This is a genomic window from Stenotrophomonas sepilia (assembly GCF_003244875.1).
GTDB lineage: Bacteria > Pseudomonadota > Gammaproteobacteria > Xanthomonadales > Xanthomonadaceae > Stenotrophomonas > Stenotrophomonas sepilia.
This window is the reverse complement of sequence record NZ_LXXZ01000048.1, coordinates 1-22245: the sequence shown is the minus strand read 5'-3', so window position 1 is coordinate 22245 and position 22245 is coordinate 1. Positions and strand designations below refer to the sequence as shown.

At 66.6% G+C, this 22245-nt stretch carries 18 protein-coding genes and 1 riboswitch; of the genes, 10 read left to right on the top strand and 8 right to left on the bottom strand.

Translation table 11 applies throughout. The annotated features are described in order from the left end of the window. The first annotated feature begins 280 nt into the window (after positions 1 to 280). Complete coding sequence (locus A7X97_RS08845) at positions 281 to 1573, top strand: adenylosuccinate synthase (protein ID WP_005418326.1); 1293 nt, start codon at positions 281 to 283, stop codon at positions 1571 to 1573. 132 nt (positions 1574 to 1705) lie between these two features. Next, entirely contained in the window at positions 1706 to 2374 is a 669-nt protein-coding gene (locus tag A7X97_RS08840; RefSeq protein WP_088496817.1) for a hypothetical protein, read from the top strand. Here the strand turns inward: A7X97_RS08840 and A7X97_RS08835 are convergent. After that, positions 2304 to 2984 (bottom strand): M23 family metallopeptidase, encoded by a 681-nt coding sequence (locus A7X97_RS08835; protein ID WP_111007831.1) that lies wholly within the window; start codon positions 2982 to 2984, stop codon positions 2304 to 2306. The two genes, A7X97_RS08840 and A7X97_RS08835, sit on opposite strands and share 71 nt — an antisense overlap. A gap of 4 nt (positions 2985 to 2988) precedes the next feature. Continuing rightward, positions 2989 to 3951, bottom strand: a complete 963-nt coding sequence (locus A7X97_RS08830) for a L,D-transpeptidase family protein (protein WP_088496827.1) — start codon at positions 3949 to 3951, stop codon at positions 2989 to 2991. Positions 3952 to 4184: 233 nt separating this feature from the next. On the opposite strand from A7X97_RS08830, the gene A7X97_RS08825 reads away from it, so the two are divergent. Then, positions 4185 to 6311, top strand: coding sequence for a methyl-accepting chemotaxis protein (locus A7X97_RS08825; protein WP_005418317.1), 2127 nt, complete (start codon positions 4185 to 4187; stop codon positions 6309 to 6311). A gap of 88 nt (positions 6312 to 6399) precedes the next feature. Here the strand turns inward: A7X97_RS08825 and A7X97_RS08820 are convergent, their stop codons facing one another. Continuing rightward, on the bottom strand, positions 6400 to 6690 hold the full coding sequence (locus A7X97_RS08820) for a hypothetical protein (RefSeq protein WP_088496818.1): 291 nt from the start codon (positions 6688 to 6690) through the stop codon (positions 6400 to 6402). A 14-nt stretch (positions 6691 to 6704) separates the two neighbouring features. Beyond that, on the bottom strand, positions 6705 to 7253 hold the full coding sequence (locus A7X97_RS08815; RefSeq protein ID WP_111007830.1) for a hypothetical protein: 549 nt from the start codon (positions 7251 to 7253) through the stop codon (positions 6705 to 6707). Positions 7254 to 7393: 140 nt separating this feature from the next. On the opposite strand from A7X97_RS08815, the gene A7X97_RS08810 reads away from it, so the two are divergent. Then, entirely contained in the window at positions 7394 to 8134 is a 741-nt protein-coding gene (locus A7X97_RS08810; protein WP_072168594.1) for an alpha/beta fold hydrolase, read from the top strand. 9 nt (positions 8135 to 8143) lie between these two features. Here the strand turns inward: A7X97_RS08810 and A7X97_RS08805 are convergent, their stop codons facing one another. Both A7X97_RS08805 and A7X97_RS08800 read right to left on the bottom strand, forming a co-directional pair. Next, a complete protein-coding gene (locus A7X97_RS08805) occupies positions 8144 to 8620 on the bottom strand; it encodes a hypothetical protein (protein WP_072168595.1) in 477 nt (158 codons plus the stop codon). 22 nt (positions 8621 to 8642) lie between these two features. Continuing rightward, positions 8643 to 10724: a catalase gene (locus tag A7X97_RS08800; protein WP_088496820.1), complete on the bottom strand. Its 2082-nt coding sequence runs from the start codon at positions 10722 to 10724 to the stop codon at positions 8643 to 8645. Between the two features lie 114 nt (positions 10725 to 10838). Here A7X97_RS08800 and A7X97_RS08795 point away from each other — a divergent pair, with 114 nt between their 5' ends. From A7X97_RS08795 to A7X97_RS08785, 3 genes are all read left to right on the top strand, one after another. Beyond that, positions 10839 to 11561 (top strand): helix-turn-helix transcriptional regulator, encoded by a 723-nt coding sequence (locus A7X97_RS08795; RefSeq protein WP_005418296.1) that lies wholly within the window; start codon positions 10839 to 10841, stop codon positions 11559 to 11561. Between the two features lie 82 nt (positions 11562 to 11643). Beyond that, on the top strand, positions 11644 to 13011 hold the full coding sequence (locus A7X97_RS08790) for an amino acid permease (RefSeq protein ID WP_088496821.1): 1368 nt from the start codon (positions 11644 to 11646) through the stop codon (positions 13009 to 13011). A gap of 186 nt (positions 13012 to 13197) precedes the next feature. After that, positions 13198 to 13608, top strand: coding sequence for a VOC family protein (locus tag A7X97_RS08785; RefSeq protein WP_005418291.1), 411 nt, complete (start codon positions 13198 to 13200; stop codon positions 13606 to 13608). Between the two features lie 93 nt (positions 13609 to 13701). On the opposite strand, the gene gcvP is transcribed toward A7X97_RS08785, so the two are convergent. Further along, a complete protein-coding gene (gene gcvP / locus A7X97_RS08780) occupies positions 13702 to 16569 on the bottom strand; it encodes an aminomethyl-transferring glycine dehydrogenase (protein ID WP_088496822.1) in 2868 nt (955 codons plus the stop codon). Positions 16570 to 16631: 62 nt separating this feature from the next. Beyond that, positions 16632 to 16734, bottom strand: a riboswitch (glycine riboswitch). A 299-nt stretch (positions 16735 to 17033) separates the two neighbouring features. On the opposite strand from gcvP, the gene A7X97_RS08775 reads away from it, so the two are divergent. The 3 genes from A7X97_RS08775 (at position 17034) to A7X97_RS08765 (ending at position 19759) form a co-directional block, all read left to right on the top strand. After that, positions 17034 to 18260 (top strand): multidrug effflux MFS transporter, encoded by a 1227-nt coding sequence (locus A7X97_RS08775; protein ID WP_072168607.1) that lies wholly within the window; start codon positions 17034 to 17036, stop codon positions 18258 to 18260. 141 nt (positions 18261 to 18401) lie between these two features. Further along, the gene (locus A7X97_RS08770) at positions 18402 to 19298 is read left to right on the top strand and encodes a siderophore-interacting protein (RefSeq protein WP_072168601.1); all 897 of its coding nucleotides are present in this window, start codon (positions 18402 to 18404) and stop codon (positions 19296 to 19298) included. 68 nt (positions 19299 to 19366) lie between these two features. After that, positions 19367 to 19759, top strand: a complete 393-nt coding sequence (locus A7X97_RS08765; RefSeq protein ID WP_005418286.1) for a hypothetical protein — start codon at positions 19367 to 19369, stop codon at positions 19757 to 19759. 82 nt (positions 19760 to 19841) lie between these two features. Here the strand turns inward: A7X97_RS08765 and A7X97_RS08760 are convergent, their stop codons facing one another. Next, positions 19842 to 21806, bottom strand: coding sequence for a M2 family metallopeptidase (locus A7X97_RS08760; protein WP_088496823.1), 1965 nt, complete (start codon positions 21804 to 21806; stop codon positions 19842 to 19844). Positions 21807 to 22245 lie beyond the last annotated feature (439 nt).

Below are 22245 nucleotides of genomic sequence, written 5' to 3'. Positions count from 1 at the left end.
GCCGCGCAGCGGCGGGAAGGCAGCCGAGCATGGGCTCGGCTCTACATGAGACGCCGGCCTGACCGGTGGGTGAAGCCGCCGGTCGGAAAGGTGGCAGCGGACCCCGGAAACCCGGATAATGCACAAAAGCCGGACGGGCCTCCCCGTTCGGCTTTTTCCGTGTCTGGGCCTTCCATCGCCGGCCGCTCCCCGTCTGGAGCCGCCCTCCAGGTGCTGGCCAGCCCCGCCACGGTTTACCCGTCCGCGGCCCCGATGGCCGCAACAAATCGAGGAGCCCGTCATGGGTCAGTCTGTCGTAGTGTTGGGTGCCCAGTGGGGCGATGAAGGCAAGGGCAAGATCGTCGATCTGCTCACTGAGGAAATCGGCGCCGTCGTGCGCTTCCAGGGTGGCCACAATGCCGGCCACACCCTGGTCATCAACGGCAAGAAGACCGTCCTGCACCTGATCCCGTCGGGCATCCTGCGTGACGACGCGCTGTGCCTGATCGGCAACGGCGTGGTGATCTCGCCGGCCGCGCTGCAGAAGGAAATCGCCGAGCTGGAAGCCTCCGGCGTGGAAGTGCGTTCGCGCCTGAAGATTTCCCCGGCCGCGCCGCTGATCATGCCGTACCACATCGCCCTGGACCAGGCGCGCGAGCGCGCTGCCGGTGGCAAGGCGATCGGCACCACCGGCCGTGGCATCGGCCCGGCCTACGAAGACAAGGTGGCGCGTCGCGGCATCCGCATCGCCGACCTGCATTACCCGAAGCAGCTGGAAGAACTGCTGCGCACCGCGCTGGATTACCACAACTTCGTGCTGACCAAGTATCTGAACACCGATGCGGTCGACTTCCAGAAGACCTTCGACGAGGCGCTGGCCTTCGGCGAATACGTGCAGCCGATGAAGTCCGACGTGGCGGGCATCCTGCACGACCTGCGCAAGCAGGGTAAGCGCGTGCTGTTCGAAGGCGCGCAGGGTGCGCTGCTGGACATCGACCACGGCACCTACCCGTATGTCACCAGCTCCAACACCACCGTCGGTGGTGCGCTGGCCGGTTCCGGCGTCGGCGCCGATTCGATCGACTACGTGCTGGGCATCGCCAAGGCCTACGCCACCCGCGTCGGCGGCGGCCCGTTCCCGACCGAACTGGACGACGAAGTCGGCCAGGGCATCCGTGACCGCGGCGCCGAATACGGCGCATCGACCGGCCGCCCGCGTCGTTGCGGCTGGATGGACATCGTCGCGCTGAAGCGCGCCGTGGCCATCAACGGCATCAGCGGCCTGTGCATCACCAAGCTGGACGTGCTCGATGGCATGGAAAAGCTGAAGGTCTGCATCGCCTACGAATACAACGGCAAGCGCACTGAATATGCTCCGCTGGATGCGCAGGGCTGGGAAGAGTGCACCCCGGTATACCTGGAGTTCCCGGGCTGGAGCGAGAACACCCACGGCATCACCCAGTGGGACGAACTGCCGCCGGCGGCACGCGCCTACCTGCGTTCGTTGGAAGAACTGGCCGGCTGCCCGATCAGCATCGTTTCGACCGGCCCGGACCGCGACCACACCATGGTCCTGCAGGATCCGTTTGCCTGAGTGAGAGACCGGTAGCGCTGGGCCCTGCCTGGTGTTGCTGAAGGAAAAGCCCCGCGCAAGCGGGGCTTTTTCGTTTTCGGTACTGTGGCGGCACAGCCGGCAGGGCAGCGCAGCGATGACGGAGACTTCGGCATGAAGGGCGAGACGGTCGCACGGGTGACTCTGTGGCTGCTGTGGAGCCTGTGGACGCTGGCCGGCATCGTGCTGGTGCTGGGCGCGCTCGCCAATTACCTGGCTTCGCGCACGCAGACCCTGCCGCTGGTGCTGCAGCCGGGCGCGACCGCCGAGATCACGGTGTACCGCTTCATCGACGACCCGCTGCGACTGCGTCTGCGTTATGCGGATGACGGCGCCGATCCGGCGGTCGATCCCGAGCTGCGCCTGCGCGCGGAAACCCCAACCGATCGCACCGAGTTCCGCGCGGACAGCCGCTCGGCGGTGACCGATCCGGAGATCCACCGCGCACTGGAATCGGTCGAGCGAGACCGGTTCGCCGCCTCGTACTTCGGCTACGGCCGCAGTGACGCACTGCGGCGAGGCCGTTCCTCGCTGCGGCTGACCGTGCTGGAGGTCGATCCGGCGTTGGCCGGCCGTGCGGCCTCGGTGGACCTGCTGCCGCCGATGGACGTGCTGAAGCTGACCGACCTCGACTACCTCTGGCTGTGGCCGTTCTTCTTCTGGAAGATGGCGGCGCTGTTGCTGATGATTCCAGGAGCTGCGTTGGCCGTCTTTACTGTGGCATTGCGACGCTGGCAGCGCCGGGCATCATCGCTGCCGACTTCAGCAGCGGATAGGGATTGATCGACTCTCCCTTCCACCACTGCTTCTCCGGCCCCAGCACATGCACCTCGAAATGCAGGTGTGGGGCCTCGGCGCTGGCGTTGCCCGTGCTGCCGACGTAGCCGATCACCTCGCCGCGCCTGATCACCTGCTTCTCGGCCAGGCCATCGGCGTAGCGTTGCAGGTGCGCGTAGTAGTAGCACCAGCGCCTGCTGGGCTCGAACTGGTAGATCGTCAGCCCGCCGCGCTCACTGTCGAACAGTTTCTCCACCGTGCCATCGGCCACCGCCAGCACCGGCGTACCTGCATCGGCCATGATGTCGATGGCATCGTGTACGCGGCCCTCGCTGCGTGCATCGGTGAAGGTATCGCGCAGCTGCGAGAACAGGATGCCCTGCACCGGCAGCAGCAGGCCGGACGGGGCATCCGGAGCCTGCGCGGCCGGCGGCGCAGTGGAGGCGGGTGGGGCTGTTGCACCTGGCGCTACCGGTTCCGTCACCGGCGCGGCGGCCACCGTCGATGGCGCTTCCGGCAGCGCTTCGGCCACCGGCTCATCCATATCGCGGTGCAGCCGCCAACCTGCACCCAATCCCAGCAGAACACCGAGCACAATCAGTTGCGGAAGACGCATCGACTCACTCCTGCATCACGACAGGCACCGAGGTGTCTACTGCGTCGGCCACGCGCAGCGCATCCCAGTTGGTCATGCGTACGCAGCCATGCGACTCGGTCTTGCCCACGTGGCCGGGTTCAGGCGTGCCATGCAGGCCGTAATGCGGCTTGGACAGATCGATCCAGACCCGGCCGACCGGATTGTTCGGGCCGGGCGGCAGCGTGGCCTTCTTTTCACCTTTTCGGGCATCCCAGAACAGCTTCGGGTTGTAGTGGAACGGCGGGTCGCGGTATACACCCAGGATCTTCCATTCGCCGATCGGCAACGGGTCGTGCTGGCTGCCGGACGACACCGGCACCTGCGCGATCAGCTTGCCCTGTGCGTCCAGTAGCTGCAGCGTGGAGTCGGATTTGTCGACCACGATCCTGGCGGCCTTCGGCAATGCGGCCGGGGCGATGTTGGGGACCTGGATACGGTTGCCAGCCCTGGTCAGATCCACGCCGGGATTGAGCATCTTCATCAGCTCTGGCGACGCGTGGAAGCGCTCGCCCAGGGCTTCTTCCACACTACCGTAGCCCAGCGATTTCAGCTTGGCCTGGGCGGCGGGTCCTTTCGGTATCGGCTGGAACGGGCCGACGACATCCTCAGCAGTCAGCGTGTAGCTGGCCAGCGGCGTGATCGTATCGGCCTGCAGAGCCTTCCAGGTGGCGTCGTCCAGCTCACCCGTTACGGTCAGCCCGTGCGCCGCCTGGAAGCCTGACACCGCCCGCCGCTGGTTGCTGCCTACCTCACCATCAATCTGGCCCGGAGAGAAGTTCGCACGATCCAGCAGCACCTGGGCATGCAGTGCGGAGCGCACTGCGGTGTCCGGGCCAGCCTTCTCGGCAATGGGGGCGGGCAGGTTGGGCGGCGGCACCTGCGCGAAGGCCGGCGACGCCAGCAGCGAGATTGCGAGCAGGGTGGATCGGGACACAGATGAGCGCATTGGGATCTCCAGCAGGTACGCCGCCACCTTGCCCGCAGACGGTGCGGAACCGCCGTGAAAGGGATCTGATACCCGCATGAGCAGGCATGTCATTGCGGCCGGCTGGCACCGGCAGGTGCCGCTGGGACGGGGACTCACCAAGGTGAACGGTGGCCGACGCCGTCGATGGGCGGCGATCAAGATTGCCTGCCGTGCCGCCGATAAGCCCACATCCCCCCGTTTTGGATACCCCCATGAACTACTTGAGGAACGTCAGGGTTGCCTGGCGTCTTGGGCTGGGCTTTGGCCTGTTGCTGCTGCTGGTTGCCGCCGTAGTGGCCACCGGCGCCACCGCCAGCGTCGTGCAGAAGCGCGCGATGCAGCAGGTGGTCGACGTCAGCGTGGCCAAGGTGCGCCTGTTGTCGCAGATGCTCGACGCCAACAACCAGATGATGGTGGTGCGGCGCGAAATGCTGATCCGCCAGGGCGAAGACCGCGGCAGCGATGAGAAGCGCATTGCCGATCTGGTCAAGCGCTATGAGGCCAGCTGGGCCGCCTACCAGGCGCTGCCAGGCGATGCGGAGGGCAAGGCCATCGCGGAAACCATCGCGGCCAAGCGTGCCATCGCGCGCCCGCTCAACAAGCAGACCAGCGAACTGATGGAGCAGGGCGACTACCCGGGTGCCGTGGCACTGACCCTGGGCCCGGTGCAGGAAGCGGCCAACGGCTGGAACAAGGCACTGTCCGATGGCGTGGATTTCGAAGAGAAGGAAAGCCGTGAGGCAGCCGCCGAGGCCATCCGCCTGGGCGAGCGCAGCCTGCTGCAGCTGCTGGTGCTGGGCGGCGTCGCGCTGCTGGTGGGCATCGGTGCCTCGGTGATGATCGGCCGCAGCCTGACCGGTCCGCTGGCGCGCGCGGTGAACCTGGCCGAGCGCCTGTCCAAGGGACAGCTGGACCAGGAGTTCCGCCTCGGTGGCCGCGACGAGCTGACCCAGCTGGGCGAGGCGATGGCCAGCGTGCGCCAGAGTGTGCAGGCGGCGATCGGCGCGCAGTTGCAGATGGCCGAGCAGCACGAGGCCGGTGCAATCCGCTATCGCATGGACGCCAGTGCGTTCCCCGGTGATTTCGGCCGCATGGTGCAGGCCACCAACAGCCTGGTGGAGTCACACGTGCAGGTGGAACTGCTGATGGCCGAGGTGATGCAGCGTTACGCCATGGGTGACCTCAGCCGCGACCTGCCGGACTACCCGGGCGAGAAGGGCACGCTGACCCGCACCCTGGCAGCGGTGAAGCAGAGCCTGATGGCGATCAACGCGCAGATCGATGAACTGGCCCGCGCCGCACGCGCCGGCGATTTCAGCATGCGTGGCGATGCCGCTGCGTTCCAGTACCAGTTCAAGACGATGGTCGAGCACCTCAACGGCATGATGGCCAGTTCGCAGGCCAGCATCGCCGATGTTTCCGACGTGCTGCGCGCGATCTCGCATGGCGACCTGACCGCACGCATGGAGGGCGAGTACGACGGCGTGTTTGCGCGCATGCGCGACGATGCCAACACCACCACCGCGCAGCTGACCGGCATTGTCCGCGGCATCCAAGTGGCTGCCGACAGCATCAACAACGCGGCCCAGGAACTGGCCGCCGGCAACAACGACCTGTCGCGCCGCACCGAGCAGCAGGCTGCGAATCTGGAAGAAGCGGCCGCGTCGATGGAGGAGCTGACCTCCACCGTACGCCAGAACGCCGAACTGGCGCGTCAGGCCGACAGCGAAGCGCATGCCGCCGGTGCCGCCGTGCGCGAGACCGAGCAGGCGATGGCACAGATGGCATCGGTGATGGGCGAAATCGATCAGTCCTCGGCACGCATCTCGGAAATCTCCACGGTGATCGACGGCATCGCGTTTCAGACCAACATCCTGGCGCTGAATGCGGCAGTGGAAGCTGCGCGCGCAGGCGAGCAGGGCCGTGGCTTTGCCGTGGTCGCCAGCGAAGTGCGCACGCTCGCACAGCGTGCCGGTGTCGCCGCCAAGGAGATCAAGGAACTGATCGAGGACGCCGCTTCCAAGGTGAAGAGTGGCCTGGCGGTGACCGTTGAATCGGAAGCCGCGATCGCACGCGTGGCGCAGGCCAGTTCGCGCACCACCCAGCTGATGAGCGACATCGCAGCGGCCAGCAAGGAGCAGGCCGCCGGCATCGAGCAGGTCAACCAGGTGGTGGTGCAGATGGACCAGGTGACCCAGCAGAACGCCGCGCTTGTGGAAGAAGCCACTGCCGCGAGCCGCGCGCTGGAAGAACAGGCGCATGCACTGACCACGTCAGTGGCGGTATTCCAGCTGGAGCAGGGGCCGCGCATGCCGGTCATGCCGGCGCGGGCGGCGTAAGCGACCTGTAACTGGATACTGGATGGCGCCCTGCCTGCGATGTCCCGCATGCAGGGCGTCGATGCACCCACCGGAACGATGCCGCGGGCTAGCGCCCGCGGGCTGAGCGTTCGATCAGCCAGCCGGCTGCGTACAGCAACAGCAGTGTTGGCGGAACCAGCACTGCATATGCGGTCGACCAAGGCTTGCCACGCAGCAGGCCGCCTGCGCCGATGGCATCGAGTGCGGCAGACTGCAGGGTGATGGGGAGCGCCATCAGGATATAGGTACCCTTCGGGTCCCCCTCCGACTGCGCGCCGTGAACCAGCCATGCGGTCGACAGCAGGTAGACCACGCAAAGCGCAAGACCGGTCCAGCTCAGGAGTCGCCGCATCTTCATCCGCATGCCCCGGTTCAACGGACGTCGAAGCGGGCCTGCAGCGGCAGGCTCACCTTCCGCAGCAGATCCCGGACCACCACCTGCGCAGTCCACGTGCCTTTGGGATCACCGGCCTCGGCGACGAACTTCAGGTGCAGGTTGGTCATGTACAGCAGGTTTGGCGGGCCGGTCAGGGCGGCGGTGAAACAGGGAACATCGCGTTCGTCGATACTGGTGCTGCCGTCCGGGCGCAGCATGCGCAGATCGCAGTGCACCTTGGGTACGCGGTTTTCGTCCAGTTGCGGGTTGGAGAGGAACGTCAGCAGGAACAACTCACCGCCCGGGTGGACTTCGTCGGCCTCGTTGAAGCGGGGAGTGGTCTCCGGCGGGGTCGCCCACTTGGCCCGCCAGTCGGCATCGGAAGTGACCAGCAGCGATGCCGCGAAGCCGCCGCTGGATTTCATGGCATCGGTCTCCGTCAACGCCTTGCCATCCCCATTTATCCAACCATCGCTGGCGGAGCTGTTCAGTGGCAGCATCATGGCCATCATGGCCATCATGGTCAGCGCGCAGGTCCATCGCATCAACGGCTCTCCCGGGTAGCCGCGTCCCGCGGCAGAGCGGGTAGTATTGCCCAACATTGGCCGGCAAAGCAGCAGGACAGCCGGAGCAGGGGTTCCGTTGCCTGCCGATGTGGGTGATGCTTGCCAGCAAAGGAGGTGGCATGGGAATCGGGAGCGAGGAAACGCCGATCTGTTTCCCTGCATCGGCCGCGCCGCAGCACGTGCTGATGCTGCCCGGTCTGGATGGCTCCAGCAGGCTGTCGCCCCCGTTCCTGTCGGCACTCCAGGCTTACGGTCTGTCAACGCAGGCGATCACGCTGCCCGCGCAGGGACCGCAGGATCACGCCACGCTTGCCCAACGGCTGTGGTCGCAGCTGCCCAGTCGTCCCTTCATCCTGCTCGCCGAGTCTTTCTCGGGCCCGTTGGCTGTTGAACTGGCCACGCGCCATCCCACCGGGCTGCGCGGACTGGTGCTTGCAGCGACCTTTGCGCGTCGGCCGGTGCTACTGCCGGCAGCCAGCGCAGCCCTGCTGTCGCCGGCCTGGCCGCTGCCTCCCGTGGCATTGCTGGCGCGCCTGTTGCTGGGGCCGTGGTACACCCGCGGGCACACGTCGATGCTGCGCGAAGCGTTGGCCAGGACTCCGACGAGCACGTTGCGGCAACGCGCCGCAGCGACCCTGCGGGTCGACGTGCGTGCATTGCTGCCGGCAATCCAGGTGCCGACGCTGTGCTTGCACGCGTGCCACGACCGCCTGCTGTGGCCGCCCAGCGTGGCCGAGCTGCAGGCCCTGTTGCCCGATGCCCGCCATGTGTCGTTGGAGGGGCCACATCTGCTGCTGCAGGCGCGTGCCGACGCAGCTGCAGCCGAAGTGGCCGCGTGGATGAGGACGTTGCCGCGTTGAACGATGCGCTCAGCTGCGGGCGCGGGTACGTGCCGCCTTCCTGGCCGCCACCTTGCGCACGGTCTTCTTCGCCGCACGGGTCTTGGCCGCCTTCTTCGCTGCAGCACTGCGCGAGGCGGCTGTACCGGCCTTCTTGACCGCTGTCTTCTTTGCGGCCTTCTTGGTGGCGGTCTTACGAGCCGGTGCCTTCTTTGCCGCCGCCTTCTTCGCAGGCGCCTTCTTCGCGGCCGTCGCCTTGGTCGTGGCCTTCTTTGCGGCTGACTTCCTGGCAGGCGCCTTGCTGGCCGCCTTCTTGCTCGCCGCCTTCTTCGTACCCTTGCGTGCGCTGCCGCTACGTTTGCCGCCACCGTCCTGCTTGTTCACGGTGGCCCAGGCGATGCGCTCGGCAGTCCCTTCACTTGCGCCACGCTCGCGCTCGCTGTCCTCGATGTGCTCGGCCTGGCGCTTCTGTTTCTCGGTATATGCGGATTTGTCACCACGGGGCATGACGGTTCTCCTGTTGTAGTAGTCAGGCCAGCAGGCGCAGCTTGGGTTCACGCGCCCACTGGCGGGTGGCGGCCGCCGCCAGGAAGGCCTTGGCGTCTTCCGCTTCGACGATGCCGGCATCGTTGCCGACGCGCGCCGCCTTCAGCAGCGCCTGGCCGCCTGCGTCGCTGGCGATGGCCTTCAGGTGCGCCCACGCCTGGCTGACGAACTCGATGGCTGCACTCTCTTTCGACAAGGCCTTCGCGGCTTCCGGACTGAGCACCACGGCTACCGCATCGAACACGGCCGATGGTGTGCCCGCCAGTTGCCCATCTGCCGCCTGCATCGCCCCATCACTCAGCGTGGCGCCGCCTACTTTGGGCGCGACCAGCTTCACGTCTGCACCTGCCTTCCGCGCCGCTTTGCTCAGGCTGGCCATCACGCGCGCGTCGGAGCCCTCATCAAACAGGATGCCGATGCTGCGTCCTTGCAGGGTGGGCTTGTTGCGCCCGATCACGCGCACCTCGGGAGCGGCAGGCATGTCCTGCGCCGGCGTGGCGGTCGGCGCGGGGTCGGGCAGTGCAGGCAGTGCGAGCCCATCGGCTACGCGCTGCGCCAGTGATTCGTCGATGTTGCGCAGGTGGCTGACGGTACGCACCCGCACCTTGAGTGTTTCCACCTTGGACAATTCGAACACGAGTGCCGATGCCAGATGCGCCTGTTCCGGCTTCTCAAGGCTACGGAAGAACATGCGGGCCTGGCTGTAGTGGTCGGCGAAGCTCTCCGCGCGGGTGCGGCCCTTGCGGCCATCGTCGGCGCTGGCATGGCTGCGGAAACCTGCGGGCGTCTCGCGCGGCGAGTCCTCCTGCAGCGAGCTGGGATCATAGGCGACGCGGCCCTTGGGCACCTGCATCTGCATGTGGCCGTCGCGCTGGTGATTGGCGAACGGGCACTTCGGGGCATTCACCGGGATCTGATGGAAGTTCGGGCCGCCAAGCCGCAGCAGCTGGGTGTCCAGGTAGGAGAACAGGCGGCCCTGCAGCAGTGGATCGTTGCTGAAGTCGATACCCGGCGGCACGTTGGCCGGGCAGAACGCCACCTGTTCGGTCTCGGCGAAGAAGTTGTCGGGCCAGCGGTCCAGCACCATCCGCCCGATCACCTGCAGCGGCACAAGCGATTCGGGAATGATCTTGGTCGGGTCCAGGTGATCGAACGGGAACGCGTCGGCTTCTTCTTCGGTGAACAGCTGCACCGCCAGTTCCCACTCGGGGAAATCACCGCGCTGGATGGCCTCGAACAGGTCACGGCGATGGAAGTCATTGTCAGCCGATTGCAGTTTCAACGCTTCGTCCCAGACCGTTGACTGGATGCCCAGCTTGGGTCGCCAGTGGAATTTGACGAACGTCGACTCGCCCGCCTCGTTCAGCAGGCGGAAGCTGTGCACCCCGAAGCCTTCGATCATGCGCAGCGAACGCGGAATGGCGCGGTCGCTCATCGCCCACATGATCATGTGCATCGACTCGGGCATCAGCGAAATGAAGTCCCAGAAGGTGTCATGGGCCGAAGCCGCCTGCGGGAACGCACGGTCCGGTTCCATCTTCACCGCATGCACCAGGTCCGGGAATTTCATGGCGTCCTGGATGAAGAACACCGGGATGTTGTTGCCGACCAGATCCCAGTTGCCTTCCTTGGTATAGAACTTGACCGCGAAGCCGCGCACGTCGCGCGGAGTGTCCACCGACCCTGCGCCACCGGCCACGGTCGAGAAGCGGGTGAACACGGGCGTCTTCACGCCTACCTCGGTCAGGATGCGCGCCCGGGTGTGGGTGGCCAGAGACCGGGTCAACTCGAAGTAGCCATGTGCCGCGCTGCCACGTGCGTGCACGATGCGCTCGGGAATGCGTTCGTGATCGAAGTGGGTGATCTTCTCGCGAAGGATGAAGTCTTCCAGCAGCGTGGGTCCTCGAGGTCCCTGCCGCAGGGAGTTCTGGTTGTCTGCCACCGGGATGCCCTGATCGGTGGTCATCGCCGGGTGGCTGCCGCCGGCGCGCGGGTGCAGTTCATCGCCGTTGCCGCGGGGGTGGTTTTCGGTTGCGCGCTTGCCGGTCGGCTTGCTGGCGGCCATGGGGGGGAGGCTCCGGATCATCAAGGGAACCACGACACTGGAACCGAACCCGTTAAACCCAGGTCCGGCAAAGGTGAACGTACGGGCAAAAGCAGGCTCGGGTATGCTTGCCCCATGCGAGTCGAGCCCGCCGACATCGAAGCCCTGTTCGACGCCATCCCGGACGTGCTGTTCTTCATCAAGGACCGCCAGGGGCGGTACACCCACGTCAACCAGACCATGCTGCGACGGCTGGGCCTGCGCGCGCGCAAGGACGTGATCGGGCGCACAGCGGCCGAGATCTACCCGACCGGCCTCAGCGCGGACTATGTCGACCAGGACGCCCGCGTGCTGTCCGGCGAGGTGATCGAGAACCTGATGGAGCTGCACCTGTTCGCCAACCGCGAACCGGGCTGGTGCCTGACCTGCAAGCGCCCGTTGCTGGTCGATGGCGCCATCGAGGGCCTGATCGGCATTTCCCGCGACCTGGGCCAGAAGGACAGCCTGGGCGCCCAGTACGAGCAGCTGCGGCTGGCCCTGGCCCACCTCAACGCGCACTACGCCGAGAACGTGCGCATGCAGACCCTGCTGGACATCACCGGCTTTTCGCTGTCCAAGCTGGAGCGCAGTTTCCGCAAGGTGTTCCAGATGACCCCGCAGCAGGTGCTGACCCGGCTGCGGATCCAGATGGCCATGCACTTGCTGCATGGCGACGACAGCATTGCCTGCATCGGGCAGGCCTGCGGTTTCAGCGACCAGAGCGCCTTCACCCGCAAGTTCAAGGCTGAAACCGGTTTCTCGCCGCGCGCCTATCGCGCCCGGATCGGCGGCAACGTCGGCGAGCCCGCACTGGCCTGAGCCCCCTGCTGCGCTGTGCCTATCCCCGCGGGCCTGGGACAGGGTAAGGTGTCGCCCCTGTAGCCCGCCGCCAGCCCCGCCGATGCCCAATTCGATTCCGACCGCTTCGTCGTCCCGCCTCGGACATTCGCTCAAGCCCCGCCAGCTGATCATGATGGGCCTGGGCAGTGCCATCGGCGCCGGCCTGTTCCTCGGCTCGGGCGTGGGTGTGCAGGCGGCCGGTCCGGCCGTTCTGGTCTCGTATCTGGTCGCTGGCGCGCTGGTGATCATCGTGATGAACGCACTGGGCGAGATGGCGGCGGCCAAACCGACCAGCGGCGCGTTCTCGGTGTACGCCGCCGATGCCATGGGCGCCACCGCTGGCGCCACGGTCGGCTGGTTGTGGTGGGTGCAGCTGGTGATCGTGATCGCCGCCGAGGCGGTCGGTGCGGCCGGGTTGCTTGCCACGGTCTGGCCGGTGGTGCCGGTGCCGATGGCTGCGTTGGCCTTCATGCTGTTCTTCACTGCGATCAACCTGCTCGGGGTGAAGAACTTCGGCGAGTTCGAATTCTGGTTCGCCATCCTGAAAGTGGCGGCGATCCTGGCCTTCATTGCCATCGGCGTGGCACTGCTGATGGGCTGGCTGCCGCAGGTCACCTCACCTGGCCTGAGCAACTTCACCGGACACGGCGGTTTCGCACCGAAGGGCCTGGCCGGGATCGGTGCGGCGCTGCTGGTTGTCGTTTTTGCCTTCGGCGGCACCGAAATCGTCGCCGTTGCGGCGGCCGAAACCGAAGATCCCGAACGCAGCATCGCCCGTGCCATCCGTACCGTGGCCTGGCGCATCCTGGTGTTCTACATCGGCTCGCTGAGCGTGATCATCGCCGTGGTGCCCTGGACCAGCGAAGCACTGAAGTCGCCGTTCGCCGCCGTGCTGGACATAGCGCGCATTCCGGGCGCCGGCACTGCGATCACCCTGATCGCGGTGATCGCGCTGCTGTCGGCACTCAATGCCAACCTCTACGGCGCCTCGCGCATGATGTATTCGCTCGCGCAGCGCCGCGAAGCACCGGCCGTGCTGGGCTGGACCGATCCGCGGCAGGTGCCGGTCATCGCCGTGCTGGCCAGCGTGCTGTTCGGCTTTGCGGCCACGGTGATGGAACTGCTGTTCCCGGACCGGGTGCTGCCGGTGCTGCTGAACATCGTCGGTTCCACCTGCCTGCTGGTGTGGACGCTGTCGCTGGTTTCGCAGCTGGTACTGCGCCGCCGCGCCGATCGCCTGGGTACCCGGCTGCCGTTCCGCATGGCCGGTTTCCCGTGGCTGACCTGCTGCGCGCTGGCGATCCTGGCGCTGATCTTCGGCCTGCTGCTGAGCGAGGCGCACACCCGCCTGCAGTTCCTGTCGATGGTGGCGCTGACCGCCACCATCGCCGCCGGCAGCGCCATCGCCCGGCGCATGCGCGAGGCGTGACTGAAGCTGTAGAGCCGACCCTACGGTCGGCTGCGGTTGCTGTAGTTTCTGTAGAGCCGACCCTGTGGTCGGCTGCTGTTCGCGTAGTCGCCAGCCGAGCGCGGGCTCGGCTCTACAGCCGGCATACATCCGCCGTGCCATCCTGATCGTGTGGGCCGCCAGCGGCCCGTCGACCAGGAGTACCGCATGCTGCGCAGCCGTCCCTTCCTGATGTTCACCGGCCAGGCCGAGGCCGCGCTGGCCCTGTACGCCGAAGCCTTTGCCGATTTCCGCCTGCTGGCCCTGCAACGCCACCCCGAGGGGGCCGGCGCCGGCGTACCCGGACAGGTCCGCCAGGCCATCTTCCTGCTCGGTGGCACCCATTACCTGTGCTTCGACAGCCTGGATGTGCACGACTTCACCTTCAGCCCGTCGATCTCGCTGTTCGTCGAGTGTTCCGGTGCCGAGCAGTTCGAGCGTGCGGCACGCGTGCTGGGCGAGGGCGGCCATTGGTTGATGCCGGTGGGTGATTACGACTTCAGCAACCGCTATGGCTGGGTGCAGGACCGCTTCGGCGTATCGTGGCAGTTGAGCCTGGGACAGATGCCGGACCCGTGATCGGGTAACTGTGGGTGTGGACCCTGGTTCACACGCCCTCATGAAAACGGCCCGCTTGCGCGGGCCGTTTTTCTTTATCGATGCAGTGAGGAATCAAGCCTCGACTTCATCATCCTTGTAGGCATCGACCGGGATGCAGGCGCACATCACGTTCTTGTCACCGTACACGTTGTCGACGCGTGCCACCGGCGGCCAGTACTTGCTCTGCTTCAGGCTGGCTAGCGGGAAGGCGGCCAGTTCGCGCGGGTAGGCGTGGGTCCACTCGCTGGCGGTCACCGCGGTGGCGGTGTGCGGCGCGTTCTTCAGCGGGTTGTCCTCGCGGTCCAGGCGGCCGTCTTCGATCGCGCTGATTTCCTCTCGGATCTGGATCATCGCGTTGATGAAGCGATCCAGCTCGTGCAGCGACTCGCTCTCGGTTGGCTCGACCATCAGCGTGCCCGCGACCGGGAAGCTCAGGGTCGGGGCGTGGAAGCCGAAGTCGATCAGGCGCTTGGCGACGTCCTCGGCACCGATGCCGCTGGTCTTCTCCAGCGGGCGCACGTCCAGGATGCACTCGTGCGCCACCAGGCCGTTACGGCCGGTGTACAGGGTCTTGAAGTGCGGAGCCAGGCGCTTGGCAATGTAGTTGGCGTTGAGCTGCGCGACCTGGGTGGCCTTGCGCAGGCCTTCACGGCCCATCATCGCGATGTACATCCAGCTGATCGGCAGGATCGAAGCACTGCCGAAGCTGGCCGCGCTGACCATGCCGACCGGGCCGTTGTCACCCAGCTTGCCCGGCAGGAACGGGGCCAGGTGCTCCTTGACCGCGCACGGGCCCACGCCCGGGCCACCACCGCCGTGCGGGATGCAGAAGGTCTTGTGCAGGTTCAGGTGCGAAACGTCCGAACCCCACTTGCCCGGCTTGGCCACGCCGACCAGGGCGTTCATGTTGGCGCCGTCGGTGTACACCTGGCCGCCGTGCTTGTGGATGATCTCGCAGATCTCGACCACCTCTTCCTCGAACACGCCGTGCGTGGACGGGTAGGTCATCATGATCGCGGCCAGGCGGTCGCTGTACTTCTCGGCGTTGAGGCGGATGTCCTCGACGTCGACGTTGCCGTTGGCATCGGTCTTGGTCACCACGACCTTCATGCCGCACATCTGCGCCGAGGCCGGGTTGGTGCCGTGTGCCGAGTCCGGGATCAGGCAGATGTCGCGGTGGCCTTCGCCGCGCGAGCGGTGGTAGGCACGGATCGCCAGCAGGCCGGCGTACTCGCCCTGCGCGCCGGAGTTCGGCTGCAGGCTGACCGCGTCGTAGCCGGTGCATTCGACCAGCATCGCTTCCAGCGTGTCGATCAGTTCCTTGTAGCCCAGCGCCTGGTCGGCCGGCACCAGCGGGTGGATCTGCGAGAACTCCGGCCAGGTCACCGGGATCATCTCGGCGGTGGCGTTGAGCTTCATGGTGCACGAGCCCAGCGGGATCATCGTGCGGTCCATCGCCAGGTCCTTGTCGGCCAGCGAACGCAGGTAGCGCAGCAGTTCGTGCTCGCTGTGGTGGGTGTTGAACACCGGGTGGGTCAGGAACGCGGACTGGCGCAGCAGGCCGGCCGGCAGCGCGTCGGCGGTGCTGGCGTCCAGCGCCTCGACGTCAGCCTGCGCGCCGAACACGGTGGCCAGCGCGACCACGTCGGCGCGGGTGGCGGTCTCGTCCAGGCTGATGCCGACCGAGTCGCTGTCGATCGCGCGCAGGTTGTAACCGGCGGCGCGTGCCTTGGCGTGGATCTCATCGGCATGCACGCCGGTGATGTGCAGGGTGTCGAAGAAGTCGCCACCGACCTGCACGCCGGCGTTGCGCAGTGCCGCAGCCAGGATCGAAGCCAGGCGGTGGGTGCGCCGGGCGATGCGGGTCAGGCCTTCCGGACCGTGGTAGACCGCATACATCGAGGCCATCACCGCCAGCAGCACCTGTGCGGTACAGATGTTCGACGTCGCCTTCTCGCGGCGGATGTGCTGCTCACGGGTCTGCAGGGTCAGGCGATAGGCCGGGTTGCCCTGGGCATCGATGGAGACACCGATCAGGCGGCCCGGTATCGAGCGCTTGTAGGCGTCACGGCAGGCCATGAACGCGGCGTGCGGGCCGCCGAAGCCGAACGGCACGCCGAAACGCTGGCTGTTGCCGACCACGATGTCCGCGCCCCATTCGCCCGGTGCGGCCAGCAGGGTCAGCGCCAGCAGGTCGGTGGCCACGGCCACCAAGCCGCCGCGTGCGTGCACGGCCTCGACCAGGGCCTTGTAATCGCCGATCTGGCCGAAGGTGTCCGGGTACTGCAGCAGCAGGCCGAAGGCTTCCGCTTCCAGTGCTTCGGCGGGGGTGCCGACGCGCAGCACGATGCCCATCGGTTCTGCGCGGGTGCGCAGCAGTTCCAGGGTCTGCGGGTGCACGGCGTCGTGCACGAAGAAGGTGTCCGACTTCGACTTGGCCGAACGCTTGGCCAGGGTCATCGCTTCGGCGGCGGCAGTGGCTTCGTCCAGCAGCGAGGCGTTGGCGATCTCCATGCCGGTGAGGTCGGCGCACAGGGTCTGGAAGTTGATCAGCGCTTCCATGCGGCCCTGCGAGATCTCGGCCTGGTACGGGGTGTAAGCGGTGTACCAGGCCGGGTTTTCCAGGATGTTGCGCAGGATCACGTTCGGGGTGTGGGTACCGTAGTAGCCCTGGCCGATGAAGCTGCGCAGCACGGTGTTCTTGTCGGCGATCGCGCGGATCTTCGCCAGTGCCTGCACTTCGGTCATCGACTCCGGCAGCGCCAGCGGCGCCGGCGACTTGATCTTGGCCGGCACGATGGCATCGGTCATCGCATCCAGCGACGCGTGGCCGACGACGTCGAGCATCTGCGCGATCTCGGCATCGTTGGGGCCGATGTGGCGCTCGACGAACGCATTGTGGTGCTCGAGCTCACGCAGGGAAGGGGTGTTCTGGGACATGGCGAAGGATCCGTCAGGAAAGGGCACACGCACGGGCACAAGCCGCCGGTCGGCGGTCTGCGGGGCGCCCCTCTGTCCTTTTGCCTGAGAGTTTGGAAGCGCGGAAAACCGCAGCTTCGTGCCCCTTCGGCGCCGGATCGAACCGGTCTCTCCAGAGTTCTGTTACGGGTGGTATCGGGCCTGAGCGATTACGGGCGTTGCGCCTTCGGCAGCGGTGTTCCGCTTCTCCCACCGTGTTGCCCGCCGATTATAGCCCGTTGCGGGCCCGCTGGCCGTCTACGGGCCTGGCCGCTGCGCCTGAATGGCCGATGGCCCGGACGTGCGTTTTGTGCATCGCTGCATGGCATCAGGCGCAATCCCCACCTATGATGGCCAGATACCCGAATTCATCTGGCGCCCTCCCTGCAGACAGGGACCGGCGCCCGCCGTGCGTGCCGCGCATGGCCCTGCCGGACGCCTTTCCCATGACCGCCGCTGTTGCTCCCTCCACCCGCCGCATGGCCCTGCTGCTTGCCGGCCTGGCCATGTTCGGCCCGTTCTCGATCGACACCATCTTCCCGGCCTTCCCGCAGCTGGCCCAGCGCCTGGCGGTGGACGAGGTGGCGGTGCAGCAGACCATCAGCGTCTACCTGCTGTTCTACGGCCTGATGAGCCTGGCGCACGGTCCGCTGTCCGACGCCTGGGGCCGCAAGCGGGTGATCCTCGGTGGCCTGGTGGTGTTCGTCGGCGCCTCGGTGGGCTGCGCACTGTCCACCGACCTGACCACGCTGCTGGCGTTCCGTGCGCTGCAGGGCCTGTCGGCGGGTGTCGGCATGATCGTCGGCCGCGCGGTGATCCGCGATCTGTACCACGGCCATGACGCGCAGCGGCTGATGAGCCAGGTGTCCATGCTGTTCGGCATCGCCCCGGCCATCGCGCCGATCATCGGTGGCTGGATCCTGCTCAGTGGCGCGGGGTGGCCGCTGATCTTCTGGTTCCTGGTGGTGTTCGGGCTGGTCCTGCTGGCGGCCACTGCACGCTACCTGCCCGAGACCCATCCCGTCGAAGCGCGCGTGCCGTTGTCGCCGCGCGTGCTGCTGCGTGATTACGTGCGCATCGGTTTCAATCCACGCTTCCTGCGCTTGGCGCTGGCCGGCAGCATCGGCTTTGGTGGAATCTTCCTGTACATCTCCTCGGCGCCGGTGTTCGTGATGCAGCACCTGCACCTGGGCGAGGGCGGTTTCGCCTGGTTGTTCATCCCGACCATCGGCGGCATGACCACCGGCTCATTCCTGTCCGGGCGCATGGCCGGGCACACCACGCCCACCCGCCAGGTCTCCATTGGTTTCGGCCTGTGCGCATTGTCAGTGCTGTTGAACGTTGGCTACGTGGTGCTGTCGCCACAGTTCGTGCTGCCATGGGCGGTACTGCCGATCTTCCTGGGTGGCATGGGCATGGCGCTGATCTTCCCGATCCTGGCGCTGGCGGTGCTGGACATGTACCCGCATCAGCGCGGCCTGGCCTCGTCGCTGCAGGCCTTCGTGCAGCTGATGATCAGCACCGTGGTGGCCGGCGTGGTGTCACCACTGCTGAGCGGCAGCCCGCTGCACCTGGCACTGGGCCAGGCGGCGTTCTTCGGCGCCGGTTTCGTGTTCTGGTACTGGGAACACCAGCGCGAGCGCGCGGCGCAGGCAGCCTGCACGGGTCACTGAGCAGCGCGCAGGGGTAGGGTGGGCCGCGATGCCCGAAACACTTGCGGCAGGGAACGGCCGGACTAGGCTGGGCATTCCAGCCAGCCGGTGCGTGGGTGCACGACAGCCAGCCGACCCAATGTCGTTGCATGAGGTTTCGCCATGGCTGCGCAGCAGACCTACCGCCTGTTCGAGGTGGCGCTGAAGGAGCGCCGCGTTCTTTCCCCTTCCCTGGACCGCATGGTGTTCACCGGCGCCGACGTGGCGCGGATGAAGACCGAAGGCCCGGACCAGCGCATCAAGGTATTCTTCCCCTTGCCCGGGCAGGACCTGCCACAGGTGCCCAGCGGCGAGGACTGGTATCCCCGCTACCGGGCGCTGCCGGACGATCAGCGCCCGCCGATGCGCACCTATACCATCCGCCAGCTGCGTGCAGAGCTGGGCGAAGTCGATGTTGATTTCGTGCTGCATGGCGAGACCGGGCCGGCCTCGCGCTGGGCCATCCATGCACGCCCCGGCGACCGTGTGGTGTTGCTGGCTCCCGATGCCGACTGTGCCGACAGCAGCGAAGGTTGGGAATGGAAGCCGCCGGCCGGCGTCGGCCAGGTGCTGCTGGTGGCCGATGAAACCGCGTTACCGGCGGTGGCCGGCATTCTTGAGGAACTGGCGGCCATGGTGGATCCGCCGCGTACGCTGGCGCTGCTGGAAGTGGCGCAGGCCGGCGACGCGGTGCCGCTGAAGGCACCGGCTTCCGCCGAGCTGGTCTGGCTGCCGCGCGGGCGCGCGGCGTACGGGGCGCCTCTGTTGCAGGCGGTGCAGGCGCGGCTGGCAGCGGCCTCGGGCGTGGCTGCCGGCGATGCGCCGGAGGAGATCGACGTCGATACGCAGATCCTCTGGGAACAGGCCGATACCCGCGTGGTCGGGCCGCTGTATGCCTGGGTGGCAGGCGAGGCAGCGGCGGTGATGGCGATCCGTCGTCATCTGGTCCGCGACTGCGGGCTGGATCGCCGCGCGATCAGCTTCATGGGCTACTGGCGGCACGGCAAAGTGCTGGATTGAGGGGGTGTGAAGCGGCGTGGCGGGTGGGGTGCGCTATCCTTGCGCCCCCCTCGCAGCGGTATTGCACCATGTCCACCAGCTCCAAGACCCGCCGCGACCAGCGCCGTCGCCAGGAAAAGCAGGCCGCCAACAAGGCCGCTGCCCAGGCCTCGCCGGTGGAGCCGCATGCCGAACTGCGCGACGCGCAGCGCACCCTGCTGGCCGGTGTCGTGCGCCGCGACGGCGAATGGGTGCTGGGCATGGACGGCCGTATCGCCGGCCACAGTGACTCCGCCGCACAGGTACTGGCGCTGATCATGCAGGCCGGTGAACTGCACGAGCGCAACGGCACGCCGGTGCGCCTGATGTACTCCGATGCGCTGCGCGACGCCGCGCACGCCGAAGCGAAAGAGAAGGGCCAGACCTTCGAGGAATTCAAGGCGGAACTGGCCGCGGCGATGGCGGCGAAGAAGGACAGCTGATCGCGCCGAATCTGTAGAGCCGAGCATGGCTCGGCTCTACAACACGGAGAAGGGGCGGATCCTTGCGGATCCGCCCCTTTTCTCATTTCGCCGCCGGGGCCGCGTTGGCCTGCCAGCCACACATCTGGCCTTCGTTCTGCTGCTTCAGCCACTCGTTGACCGGAGTGAAGTACTCGATCATCGGGCCGGCATCGAGCTTGTCGGTGCCGGTCAGCTCCTTCAGCGTGGCCTGCCACGGCTGGCTGGCACCCTTGCTCAGCATCGCCCAGTATTTCTGGCCGGCTTCCTTGTTGCCGTAGAAGGTGCACTCGTGCAGCGGGCCCTTGTAGCCGGCTGCATCGCACAGGCCCTTGTAGAACTGGAACTGCAGGATGCGGGCCAGGAAGTAGCGGGTGTAGGGGGTGTTGCCCGGCACGTGGTACTTCGCGCCCGGATCGAAGAATTCCTCGCCACGGGGGCTGGCCGGGGCCACGCCCTGGTACTTGGCCTTCAGGTCCCACCACGCCTTGTTGTAGTTGTCGGCGGTGATCGAACCATCGAACACGCCCCAGCGCCAGCGGTCGATCATCAGCCCGAACGGCAGGAACGACACGCCCGACAGCGCCATGCGCATCTGGTTGTTGATGACCGCTTCGCGGCTCTCGGTCGGTGCATCGACCAGGCCGATCGAGCTGAGGTACTTGGGCGTCATCGCCAGCACGATGGTGTCGCCGATCGCCTCATGGAAGCCATCGTTGGCACCGCCCTGGAACAGCGGCGGCAGCGGGTTGTAGGCCAGGTCGTAATAGATATGGCCCAGCTCGTGGTAGATGGTGGTGAAGTTCTCTTCGTTCGGCTTGATGCACATCTTGGTGCGCACATCGCCTTCCATGTTCATGTCCCAGGCGCTGGCGTGGCAGACCACATCGCGGTCGTCGGGCTTGATGAACTGGGTGCGTTCCCAGTACGACTGCGGCAGCGACGGCATGCCCAGCGACACATAGAAGTCCTGTGCGCGTTCGGTCATCTGCTTGGCGGTACGCAGTTCGGCTTCGCGCTGGGCCTTGTACTGGGCCGCCACGTTGGCGTCCTTGCCGGCCTTGGCCAGCGCCGCGCTCAGGTTGGCCTGGTACTGCTTTTCCAGTGCAGCGGTGATGTCCAGGCTGCCGGCACCCGGGTACGGTTCCAGCTGGTCCCACAGGTTCGACCAGTCCTGCTGCCACATGTTGCCCAGCAGGTGCGCGGCAATCAGGCCGTTGCCCACTTCGGCCTTGTCCTTGCCGTAGGTCTTGTCCAGCTTGCCGCGTGCATAGCAGTGCAGCTGCTCGTACATCGGCTTGACCTGTTCCCAGAGCCGGTCGGTTTCCGGGCCGATCTGCTCCGGCGGCATGTCGTAGCCGCTGCGCCACATCTGGCCGGCGTCGGCAAAGCCCATGCCCTTGGCGCCTTCGTTCACCAGGCCGACGAACTTCTGGTAGTCGCCGCGCATGCTCTTGGTGGTGCTGTGCCAGCCCTGCCAGGCGTCGAGCTGCTTGTCATAGTCGCGGCTGCGCGCCAGCACCTGTTCCAGCTCGCCCAGCTGGCGGCAGGAGTTCGGATCATTGGCATCGGTGCAGTACTTGCCGGCACCGTAGCTGCCTTCCATGCGCGTGGCGATCTGGGTCAGCTCGGCCAGCTTGGCCGGGTCGCGCGGTGCAGGCATCGAGGACATCAGCTTCAGCAGGTGGATCGCGCGCTTGCTGTCCTCGCTCATCGGCTTGCCGTCGAACTTGGCGGCCTGTTCGATCCAGCTGTTGAGCTGCGTCAGCGAACGCTCGTTGGCCTTGGCCGCAATGCGTTCCGAATCACCGTTGATGTAGGTGGAGGACAGCCACTGCGCCGAGGTCATCTCCGGGTAAGCGGCCTTGAATTCGGCATTGATGCGGGCCACGAACTGGTCGGCGGTTTCACCGGCCGGAGCGCTGCTGCTGGCGGTATCGGTGCCTGGGGCAGCTTCCTTCTTGCAGGCGGCCAGGGCCAGCGTGGCGGCGGCGATTGCCGAGGCCAGCAGGAGATGACGGTGTTTCACGGGCGGTCCTTGGGTGGTGAACGACGGCCGAAGGCTAGTGGGCCGTCGCTGCCACCGCAAGTGGCGGAAGTCGGCCGGGCGGCGCCCGGCACCCGCAGAGGCCAGAGCACAAGCAACAGCAACCGCCGAAGCAACCGCAACAGCGGGGTATCCGTGGGATGGCGCGGCGGTGTGGGCTTGCAGGACACGCTGTAAACCCATCCATGGGGGCTCGATGGCGCCATCCATGGCGCCAACGGTCCTGCAAGCCCACACCGCCCCACGTCTGACAGATCGTGGCGGCTGTTGGTAGGTGTCGACCTTGGTCGACACATCTGTCAGGTATCGACAATCAAAATGGGGTCAGATCCGTTTTCTTCCGGAAAACGGATCTGACCCCAAGATCGTTCCAACAGATCGCGGAAAACTGTCGAAGGCGGGGTGGGGCCGGTTGCGGGGG